Genomic DNA, 9,793 nt, shown 5'->3' with positions numbered 1-9,793 from the left:
ACTTAAGGCGCCCAACTCTCTCCAAACAGGCCCTGGCCCTGCTCGCCTTCTTTCCACCGCCCGGGAAGACGTGACGTAAAGAACGCCATCGTCGGTGAAAGACAGCGCCAAAACCGCCAGCTGGTCCGATTTTTTGCTTCCCGTTTTCTTCTCCTGTTTCTTCAGGAACGCTTTTTCTCCCTTCTTACGCCCCTGATGAAGCAAACTCGCCTGATTCGGCTATGCTCAAATACAGGTTATTCCTAAGGCAAGGCGTCAAAAGCCGTGCCATGCTTAATTACACAACGGATCAATACTTGGTGAGGAAATCATGAAAAAAACGATTATTGCACTTTCTGCTCTTCTGCTGGCTTCTCCTGTTTTTGCCGCCACACATGCAACAGATGACACCGTAGCTGCCGCTAACGAAGGCGCTAACACGGCAAAAGAGAAACTGCATCAGGCGCAGGATCAGGGCAAAGAGCTGAAGCTGAAGTCCGAACACGCGACGGAAGGCAAAAGCGGGACCACCACCAGTAAAGCCAGTGAAGGCACGCAGAAAGCGTGGCACAAAACCAAAGAAGGCACGGAGAAAGGATGGGATGCCACCAAAGAAGGCACCCAGAAAGGCTGGAATAAGACCAAAGAAGGCGCCAGCGATATGAAAAAGAAAGTCACTGACTAATCGCCCGTTCTCCGGGTAAATAAAAGGCCGCTATTGCGGCCTTTTGCTTTTTTCAGGCAGGCGCTTTGGCCAGACTTCCCGTTTCACGCCGCTCAACGACTGATACTGGCATTCAGCGCATCAATAGAAGTTTGCAGCCCTGCCTCGACGCTCATGGTCAGATCTTCCATTTCCAGCGATACGTAGCCGTCATAGCCGGTCATGCGCAGGACCGAGAAAAACTCTTTCCACCACAGCAAATCTTTACCGCAGCCTACCGCCACATAATTCCACGTTCTTGTTTTCGTCTGGGTAACCGGCTGCGTTTCCATCAGCCCGTCAATATCCGCCAGGCCTCTTTCTATACGCGCATCTTTACCGTGCACATGGAATACCGCCCCTTCCAGCTTTCTGGCGGCGGCGATCGGATCGGCCCCCATGGCGATCAGATGGGAAGGATCGAGATTGATCCCTATCATCTCATCAACCGCATTACGCAGCCTTAACAGCGTGGACGGGTTGTAGACCAGCTGGCTCGGAAACTCTTCAATAGCAATTTTTTCAATGCCGTGCGCACGCGCGTGCTGAACAAATTTTTTCCACCAAGGGATGGCTACCTCATCCCACTGATAGCGCAGCACGCCGGGCATATAGTCGGGCCAGGAAACGGTTGAGGCAATCCAGTTGGGTATTTTATCTTCCGGGCTGCCCCCGGGCAGACCGCTCATCATCACTATTTTTTTCACGCCCAGCCTGCCCGCCAGCTCGACCGTTTTATAACTGCTGAGCGTATGCTTTTCGCCCAGCTCGCCGGGTGCCAGCGGATTGCCCGAGCAGTTCAGCGCCACGATTTCCATCTCGCGCTGCTGCAGCGCCTGACGAAACGCGTTCAGTTTCTCTTCTGAGGCCAGCAGTTCGTCAGTGTTCACATGCGGACAGGGTGACCAGCCACCCGCCGTCATCTCCACGCCATCAATACCATAGCTTTTTACCCGGTCCAGCATTTCGGTAAAAGGTAGGTTTGCCAACACATCAGTACAAAGTGCAAGTTTCATTTCTGATCCTTAAATTATCGGGTCCGGAAAAATGACAGCGCCTGTCAGCGAGGTCAGAATTCGGCCTTTTTAAACAGGGTGATAAAGTCTTTTTTATTGTCGGCCATCGCTAACAGCGTGGTTTTCCATTCGTTACCAAGCAGGTCGGCAATACTGGCAATCACCTGAAGATGCTCGTTTTCCCTGGTGGCTACGGCTACGACGATAAAAGCCACTTTGCCTTTTCCCCAGCTGACCCCCTGTGGAAACTGCAAAACCTGGCATCCGGTTTTAATCACCAGGCCAACGCTCTCTCTGGCGCAGTGTGGCAAAGCAATGCCCGCACCCAGCCAGGTCGGGACGCTGTTTTCCCGCGCCAGCATGGCGGCCAAAAATCCCTCTTTAACATAGCCGCCCTGCTGCAGGGCCTCGGCCGCCTGCCTTATCGCTTCTTTTTTAGAAGAGGCCTGACAGTTAAGAAAAATATTTTCCGGTGAAAGTGTCAGCATAGTCAGCTCCTGTTACGGGCCATTAGCGATAGAGTGCCGGACGTGGCGGTACGGTTACGGCATGTTGTAAACCATCTTTTAACGAGGCCAACCCGGCATCACAGACCAGCGCGACCACGTAGCCATCCCAGGAAGAGGGGCCGCTCATCTCTCTGCCGTTGCTGATATCGTCGATAAAATTTTGCACCTCGCGATCGTAGGCGGTGGCAAAACGTTCCATGCAGGTTTTTGCAATATGTCGCCCTGCTCCGTTGGCCGAGCGCGTCACGGTCAACGCCTGCTCGGTCAGGCTGGCAATCGCATTTTCGCCAATCACTTCACAGCAGATGTCGTAACCATACTGACAGTTAACAAACAGCTCATCATCAATGCGCACGCCCGATTCCGTCTCGAAAATCGCGATCAGGGGATCCTGTAAATGCGGCAGCGCACGGCTGGTTTTTTTACGCGGCTTATCCACGCGTACCGAGACGATATTTTCATTAAGCAGGTAACGGATAATATCGATCTCGTGCGTTGCGGAGTCGTTGATAGCCATTTCCTGCGTATAGTTCTCCGGCACTGACGGATTACGGTGCGCGCAGTGCATCAGCAAAATGTCCCCCAGCTCGCCGGACGCAATACTCTGCTTCAGCGCAACATAACCAGGATCGAAGCGGCGCATAAAGCCAAGCTGCAGCAGTCTTTTACCGTAGGCCGTTTCAGCTTCAATGATCGTTTCCGACTCGGCAGCGGTTGGCGTGAGCGGCTTTTCACAAAAAATGGGCTTGCCGGCTTTGATAGCGGCCAGGATCTGTTCCTGATGGGCCGGCCCGATAGAACAGATAAAAATAGCGTCTACCTTGTCTGAATTGATCATCTCAATCGCATCATAAAAAGCGGTGGCCTGATAGTGCTGTGCCAGCGTATCGGCCACGCCGCTGTTGATATCGCAAACCGCCGTGACCTGCGCATTGTTAATGACCGTACTGAAGCGTTGCAGATGGTCGCGGCCAATCATGCCCAGACCAATTAATCCGATGTTTACTGACATTACCTTTACCTCACTTTTAGAAACGAAATTTGTTTTCGATTTGTTCCAGGGTCAGCCCGCGCGTCTCGGGCAGGAATTTCACCAGCAGGAGCAGCATGATGAGATTACTGGCCGCAAAGAAACCGAACGTCATGCCGCCCCCGTAGTGGTTAAGCAATAGCGGGAAGAGAGACTGGATAATAAAGTCGAAGATCCACAGGCCGAACACGGCAATGCCCATTCCCAGGCCGCGCATCCGCAGCGGATAGATTTCGGCCAGCATCAGCCAGAAAACAGGCGCGATCCAGCCCTGCATAAAGACCAGAAACAGCAGCATCAGCCCAAGAATGATGTAGCTCGCGCCCGCAAAATCAGCGTGCAAACTCTCCACGCCATTCAGGGTTTCGGTATGGAAGAACAGCCTAAAAGAGAGGCCGATCAGCACCAGACTTAGGGTGACTCCCGCCTGGCCGGTAAAGAAGATTTTCCTGCGCGAATGTTTGCCAATCAGCATCATGCCCAGCAGCGTCGCCAGAATGGAAACCACGCCGTTTGCGACGGCACCGGTGACCGCCGCCGCATCGCCCAGGCCGGTCGATTTAAGCACCGTCGGCGCATAGTACATAATGGTGTTGACGCCCGTGACGCGGGTTGCCAGCACGATCATCAGGCCCGTCAAAATCAGCTGGATAACCCAGGGTTTTTTCAGCTCGGCAAAGAGATTCAGTTTTAGCGCGTCGATCTGCATAACCTGCTGGATCTCGTTAACTTCGCGATCCACTTCCTCCGGCTGGCGAAGGGTTTTCAGCACCGACACCGCCTGGGCAGTGTCGCCGCGGCGCAGCAGAAAGCGTGGTGATTCCGGCATCATCAGCATACCCACCCACAGCAACGCGCCAGGAATGGCCGGGATAGCCAGCATAATGCGCCAGCTGTGCGCCAGATCCGGGTAGAAATTAACGATGCCGGCATTAACCGTATAGGCGAGAAACTGGCCAATAACGATCATTAATTCGTTGACCGTAACCAGATGTTCGCGCTGGGCAGGTCGCGCAAGTTCCGAGATATAGACGGGCACGGTGACGGAAGCGCAGCCGACGGCAAGCCCAAGCACAAAGCGAGCAATAATCATGGCAGGCACATCCCAGGCGAAAGCGGTGCCAAGCGCGCCAAAAATAAATATCACCGCGACCCACAGCAGATTTTTTCGCCTTCCCTGTTTATCCGATAAATAGCCGCCAAATAGCGAACCTAACGCCGCGCCGAACAGCAGAAAGAAAGTAATAAATCCCTCCTGTACCGTCGTGAGTTGCAGATCGGATTTCATAAATATCAGCGCACCGGAAATAACGCCGGTATCGTAGCCAAAGCATAATCCTCCGAGGGTGGAAACCAACGTAATAAAGCGCATTCGATCGGGATTTTGCAGATGATTTTTATCCATATTTTTTCCGTCTGGTTTAAAGGGCCGGATGAATAAAGTCGTTATCTTTTTATAAAACGTCTTCACAGCGAGGTTGAGCGCGCGAAATAAAGTAATCGATAACATAGTAAAGCGAGCCTGAACGCTGTGAACCGCTAAAACATACACCGAAATGAAAGAAAACTACCATCATGAAAAACGGCGAAACATTCATACCGTGCTGAGGATCAATATTCTGCTTAAATTTACCGATAACGAGTGATAAAAATCACACTCTGATTTTATTACGTTGACTTAGCAAGAATGGAGATATTTCCCCAACCCTTTCTTCAGGTCTTTTTAATTAAATATCGAGGCGAAAACAAAGCAAAATACAGACAAAAAATTACTGCTATCGCTTATTACAGGTAACAGTAAATTCACGGCCGTCCTGCGGAAAATGGCTATTCTTCAAGCCTGGCTTAGTGTTCTGGTCATTCGGGCGGTGGCTGTTTCTGAGGGGGTGAGTTATTTTCTTTTATTCCAGGCAACAGCCTTTTCTCAAGTTCAGATTTCATTCTGCTATTTTGATGATTTTTGATCGATGCGAGGTAAGTCAGGTTATGCACGCGCCTGAACGAAGCCCCTGGAAAAAGAAGGGGGTTAGCCGTTCAGCGATAAACATGCTAATGAACTTTTCGTTTCACCGCGTGAGCAGAATGTGACGCGGATCGGATTCAAATGCGGCTGGCTGGCGCATAGCGCAAAAAATGAGAGTATCTTACAGAGACCCGCTTCATACTTTTTTACAAATCAAAGAGTTATAATGAAAGGAAAAGCAAATTTGATGACTACAGCCGATGGGCTTTAATGCAAGAATAGCTTTTTTAACCCCGGAGAACCTATGCTGACATTTTGCCTGAATGAACGACTGCCCGCGGGTGGTCTGGAAACCAGCATCCGGCCGCGCCTGCTGTTTATGTGTCGGACAGAGGGCATGGGTGCTGCCACGCCGCGCGTAATGCATCGTCACGAGGAACGATTTGAGCTGATGTTTGTTATGCAGGGCAGCGGGACTTACCATATTGATGGCCATTCTTATCAGGCAAAGCAGGGTGACTTGCTGTTATTTAATGCTGGCGTGCTGCATGATGAATGCCCGCGCGCCACGGAAGATCTGGCGTTATTCAGCTGCGGCGTAACGCAGTTAACGCTACCGGGGCTGCCAGTAAATCATTTAACGCCGCGCAGCCAGACGGCAATGATGCCGTCCGGAGCGTATTACCATGAAATCCGCCAGCTCTTTTTGCAGATGTGGGATCACCTTAATAGTAAAAAGCCTTACGCCAGTGAAATAAGCCACAGCCTGTTACAGGCGTTGCTGTTAATTTGCCGGACAATCTGGATAGAAAAAAAAGAGGTCGTGGACGCCAGCGCGTTATCGCCGGGCCAGCGTATCAGGGATTATATTGATGAGCATTATAAAGATAACCTTGATTTTCGTTTAATTACCGCCGAACTGAACATGAACCGTTTTTATCTGGCGCATCTTTTTAAAGAATTTTCAGGTTACTCGCCGAAGCAGTATCAGACCCGGCGAAGAATTGGCGAGGCGCAAAATTTATTACTTAGCACCGATCTGGGCGTTACCGAAGTAGCCAATGCGGTAGGCTATGACAATGTAAATAACTTTCACCGTATTTTCCATAATTTGGTTGGCATTCCGCCCGCACGTTATAAAAAATTCTGGTTAACAGGCGAAATAAAAAATTTATCGCCATCCGGGCAGCCTGCTGCTTCTGCTTGAGATGACGCTTTTGCGGGACGCTTGTCTCATCGATAAGCCCGCCCTTTCTTAAGATTCTTAAGGTTTTCCTAACCTTTCGCTGCCACACTGAAATGACTCTTTTCTTGCCTGGATTGCTGGGATGTCCCTGATGCAGCTTAAAAGGGTGTCGCTGAGCCGCCACCTTTTCCTGATCCTTTTCTCTGCTTATATTGCCTTATTTCTTAATCTGGCCTTTTATCGCCAGGTCCTGACGGCGATGCCGCTGACCACGCTTCACACCACGCTGGTTTTTCTTTCCATGCCGCTGGTCGCCTTCAGCGTCATTAATATCGTGCTGACTATTGCCTCCTTTTTCTGGCTGGACAGGCTGCTTATCGCCCTGTTTATCCTGGTTTCCGCTGCTGCTCAGTACTTTATCTGGAACTACAATATCGTGCTCGACCGCTCGATGATTGTGAATATGCTGGATACCACCGCGTCAGAATCCTTTGCGCTAATGACGCCACAGTTGGTGATCAGTCTGCTGCTTTCAGGCGCGCTTTTTATCTTCCTGGCATTCTGGATCCGAATTAAAAAACCGTCGGGCCTGTTAACCAGCGTAGTGCCACGCGCTATCAATCTGGCCGCTTCGGCGATAATAATTTTGCTCATCGCCCTGCTCTTCTATAAAGATTACGCCTCGTTGTTTCGCAATAATAAAGAGCTGGTGAAATCGCTGAGTCCTTCCAACAGTATCGCCGCCACCCTCTCCTGGTACAGGCACAACCAATTGACGCACCTGCCGCTGGTCAGGCTGGGAGAAGATGCGCATCAAAGCCCGCAAATGCTCAACAGCGCAAAAAAAAGCCTGACTATTATCGTGCTGGGTGAAACCTCGCGTGCGGCAGATTTTTCGCTTTCCGGCTACCCGCGTCAGACCAATCCACTGTTGGCAAAAGACGGCGTTGTCTATTTTCCACAGACGGCGTCCTGCGGCACATCTACGGCGGTTTCGGTGCCCTGCATGTTCTCTGGCATGCCGCGCGCGCACTATGACGACGTGCTGGCAGGCCATCGCGAAGGCCTGCTGGATATCGTGCAGCGTGCGGGCCTTAGCGTATTGTGGAATGAAAACGACGGGGGCTGCAAAGGGGCCTGCGACAGGGTGCCGCATCAGGATATGACTCGTCTGGATTTGCCGGGCCAGTGTATTAACGGCGAGTGCTACGATGAGGTGTTATTCCACGGCCTGGATGATTATATTAATCAGCTAAAAGGTAACGGTGTCATCGTGCTGCACACCATCGGGAGCCATGGGCCAACCTATAACCATCGCTATCCGCCGCAATTTCGGCAGTTTACGCCAACCTGCGAGACGAATCAGATCCAGGATTGTTCCAAAGAACAGCTGGTCAATACCTATGACAACACGCTCCTTTATGTCGATTACATCGTTGATAAAGCAATAACTGTATTAAAATCACATCAGGATCGTTTTACCACCAGCCTGGTTTATCTCTCCGATCACGGGGAGTCGCTAGGCGAAAACGGGGTCTATCTGCATGGCATGCCTTACGCCATCGCGCCCGAAGAGCAAAAACACGTGCCGCTGCTGGTTTGGCTGTCGCCCGACTACCAGCAACGTCACGCGATAGATATGGCGTGTATGAATAAGCTGACAAAAAACAAATGGTCGCAGGATAACTTCTTTTCTACGGTGCTGGGGCTGACCGGCACGGTGACAAAAGAATATGTGCCTGGCGACGATATCCTGACCGCCTGTCGGAGTAAGAACCGGTGAAAATCCTTGTAGTGGAAGACGATGCCCTGCTGTTGCAGGGCCTGTTAATGGCGCTGGAAGGCGAAGGGTACGTCTGCGATGGCGTGAGCACCAGCCGCGATGCGGAAGCCAGCCTGACAAGCGGCCTTTACAGCCTGCTGATCCTCGATCTGGGCTTGCCGGATGAGGACGGCCTGCGCCTTTTACTGCGCCTGCGCCGTCAGAAGAAAAGGTATCCTGTCCTGATCCTTACCGCGCGTGATACGGTCGGCGACAGGATCACCGGGCTGGACGCAGGCGCGGACGATTACCTGATTAAGCCCTTTGCGCTGGACGAGCTGCTGGCGCGTATCCGGGCGCTGATCCGCCGCGATGTGAATCAAGGTGACAGCAAGGTGACGTTCGGCCAACTGTCGTTAGATATGACGCACAGGCAGGTCCATCTGGCCGACAGGCTGCTGGAGCTGACGCCGAAAGAGTACGCTATTCTGTCACGGCTGATGCTTAAGGCAGGCCAGCCGGTGCATCGTGAGATCCTCTATAACGATATCTATAACTGGGAAACGGAACCGTCGACCAACACGCTGGAAGTACACATTTATAACCTGCGCGACAAAATCGGCCGGTCGGCCATCCGTACCGTGCGTGGCTTTGGCTACGCCCTGATCAAACCCGAGTCTGATACAGATGAGTAACCTTTTCTTTCAACGTCACGGCAACACGATGCGTTTTCGCCTGCTGATGGCAGTGGGCCTGATCTTGCTGTTCTGTCAGGTGATTAGCGTGGCGTGGCTGTGGCATGAAAGTAAAGAGCAGATCCAGCTACTGGTGGACGCGGCGCTGCACAATCGCGATCAGCACAAGCATGTGGAAAGAGAGATCCACGAAGCGGTTGCCAGCCTGGCCGTGCCGAGTGTGATCATGATTACCCTTGCCCTGCTGCTCTGTTTCCAGGTCGTCAAATGGATTACACGGCCGCTGTCCGAACTGCAAAAACAGCTGGAAAACCGCAGCGAGAACGATCTCGATCCCATCAGCTGCACGCATTCAGTGCGCGAGGTGGATGCCGTGACTCAGGCCGTCAATGCGCTGATTACGCGACTGACCACCAGCCTGGAGCGCGAACGCCTGTTTACCGCCGACGTTGCACACGAGCTGCGTACGCCGCTGGCGGGCTTAAGACTGCATCTGGAACTGATAGAGAAGAAGCACGAGATTAACGTGCGCCCTTTGCTACAGCGCCTGGATCAAATGACCAACAGCGTCTCTCAGCTGCTGCAGCTGGCGCGCGTCGGGCAGTCTTTTACCGCCGGTAATTACCAGCAGGTTTCCCTGATGCAGGATGTGATTGCGCCCATGAGCCATGAAATGCAAATGATGCTGCAGCAGCGCGGGCAGACGCTGGAAGTGATCGCGGTGTCGGATGCCACGGTGCGTGGAGACGCTACGCTGCTGAGTGTATTGTTAAGAAACCTGCTTGAGAACGCGTACCGTTACAGCCCGCCAGATACGGTAATTACCGTTCGCGTTGAAACGGGGGCGGGTACGGTGCTGGCCGTGGAAGATCAAGGCCCCGGCATCGACGAAAGCAAAAGCGGCGAGCTTAGCCGCGCCTTTGTACGGATGGACAGCCGCTATGGCGGTA

At 52.3% G+C, this 9,793-nt stretch carries 10 protein-coding genes; 5 read left to right on the top strand and 5 right to left on the bottom strand.

All coding sequences use genetic code 11. The features are described from left to right. On the bottom strand, window positions 1-204 hold a 204-nt coding region (locus RTK32_RS09265; RefSeq protein ID WP_312043278.1), incomplete at its 3' end, for a hypothetical protein. 106 nt (window positions 205-310) lie between these two features. Between RTK32_RS09265 and RTK32_RS09260 the strand changes: the two genes are divergently transcribed. Continuing rightward, window positions 311-664 (top strand): hypothetical protein, encoded by a 354-nt coding sequence (locus tag RTK32_RS09260; RefSeq protein ID WP_312043276.1) that lies wholly within the window; start codon window positions 311-313, stop codon window positions 662-664. A 92-nt stretch (window positions 665-756) separates the two neighbouring features. Here the strand turns inward: RTK32_RS09260 and RTK32_RS09255 are convergent, their stop codons facing one another. From RTK32_RS09255 to RTK32_RS09240, 4 genes are read right to left on the bottom strand one after another with little or no spacing between them, the layout of a single operon-like run. Beyond that, window positions 757-1,698, bottom strand: coding sequence for a sugar phosphate isomerase/epimerase (locus tag RTK32_RS09255; RefSeq protein ID WP_312043274.1), 942 nt, complete (start codon window positions 1,696-1,698; stop codon window positions 757-759). Between the two features lie 53 nt (window positions 1,699-1,751). Then, window positions 1,752-2,186, bottom strand: coding sequence for a PTS sugar transporter subunit IIA (locus tag RTK32_RS09250; protein ID WP_312043272.1), 435 nt, complete (start codon window positions 2,184-2,186; stop codon window positions 1,752-1,754). A gap of 22 nt (window positions 2,187-2,208) precedes the next feature. After that, window positions 2,209-3,219, bottom strand: a complete 1,011-nt coding sequence (locus RTK32_RS09245; protein ID WP_312043271.1) for a Gfo/Idh/MocA family oxidoreductase — start codon at window positions 3,217-3,219, stop codon at window positions 2,209-2,211. A 16-nt stretch (window positions 3,220-3,235) separates the two neighbouring features. Then, a complete protein-coding gene (locus RTK32_RS09240) occupies window positions 3,236-4,642 on the bottom strand; it encodes a sugar porter family MFS transporter (RefSeq protein ID WP_312043269.1) in 1,407 nt (468 codons plus the stop codon). Between the two features lie 862 nt (window positions 4,643-5,504). Between RTK32_RS09240 and RTK32_RS09235 the strand changes: the two genes are divergently transcribed. The 4 genes from RTK32_RS09235 to pmrB form a co-directional block, all read left to right on the top strand. Beyond that, window positions 5,505-6,407 (top strand): AraC family transcriptional regulator, encoded by a 903-nt coding sequence (locus tag RTK32_RS09235; protein WP_312043267.1) that lies wholly within the window; start codon window positions 5,505-5,507, stop codon window positions 6,405-6,407. A 121-nt stretch (window positions 6,408-6,528) separates the two neighbouring features. After that, on the top strand, window positions 6,529-8,169 hold the full coding sequence (eptA, locus tag RTK32_RS09230) for a phosphoethanolamine transferase EptA (RefSeq protein WP_312043265.1): 1,641 nt from the start codon (window positions 6,529-6,531) through the stop codon (window positions 8,167-8,169). Beyond that, window positions 8,166-8,843, top strand: coding sequence for a two-component system response regulator PmrA (gene pmrA / locus RTK32_RS09225; RefSeq protein ID WP_312043264.1), 678 nt, complete (start codon window positions 8,166-8,168; stop codon window positions 8,841-8,843). Before eptA ends, pmrA begins: the two co-directional genes overlap by 4 nt. Beyond that, window positions 8,836-9,793 (top strand): two-component system sensor histidine kinase PmrB (gene pmrB / locus RTK32_RS09220; RefSeq protein ID WP_312043262.1); only part of this gene is annotated, 958 nt, incomplete at its 3' end. The genes pmrA and pmrB, both read left to right, overlap by 8 nt.

The organism is Erwinia sp., from assembly GCF_031978025.1.
GTDB lineage: Bacteria > Pseudomonadota > Gammaproteobacteria > Enterobacterales > Enterobacteriaceae > Erwinia.
This window is presented reverse-complemented; position numbering and strand designations above follow the sequence as displayed.

Excerpts from the sequence above, each read along its gene's own strand:
- RTK32_RS09260 (WP_312043276.1), top strand. The coding sequence starts at position 311 with ATGAAAAAAACGATTATTGCACTTTCTGCTCTTCTGCTGGCTTCTCCT.
- RTK32_RS09255 (WP_312043274.1), bottom strand. The coding sequence starts at position 1,698 with ATGAAACTTGCACTTTGTACTGATGTGTTGGCAAACCTACCTTTTACC.
- RTK32_RS09250 (WP_312043272.1), bottom strand. The coding sequence starts at position 2,186 with ATGCTGACACTTTCACCGGAAAATATTTTTCTTAACTGTCAGGCCTCT.
- RTK32_RS09245 (WP_312043271.1), bottom strand. The coding sequence starts at position 3,219 with ATGTCAGTAAACATCGGATTAATTGGTCTGGGCATGATTGGCCGCGAC.
- RTK32_RS09240 (WP_312043269.1), bottom strand. The coding sequence starts at position 4,642 with ATGGATAAAAATCATCTGCAAAATCCCGATCGAATGCGCTTTATTACG.
- RTK32_RS09235 (WP_312043267.1), top strand. The coding sequence starts at position 5,505 with ATGCTGACATTTTGCCTGAATGAACGACTGCCCGCGGGTGGTCTGGAA.
- eptA (WP_312043265.1), top strand. The coding sequence starts at position 6,529 with ATGTCCCTGATGCAGCTTAAAAGGGTGTCGCTGAGCCGCCACCTTTTC.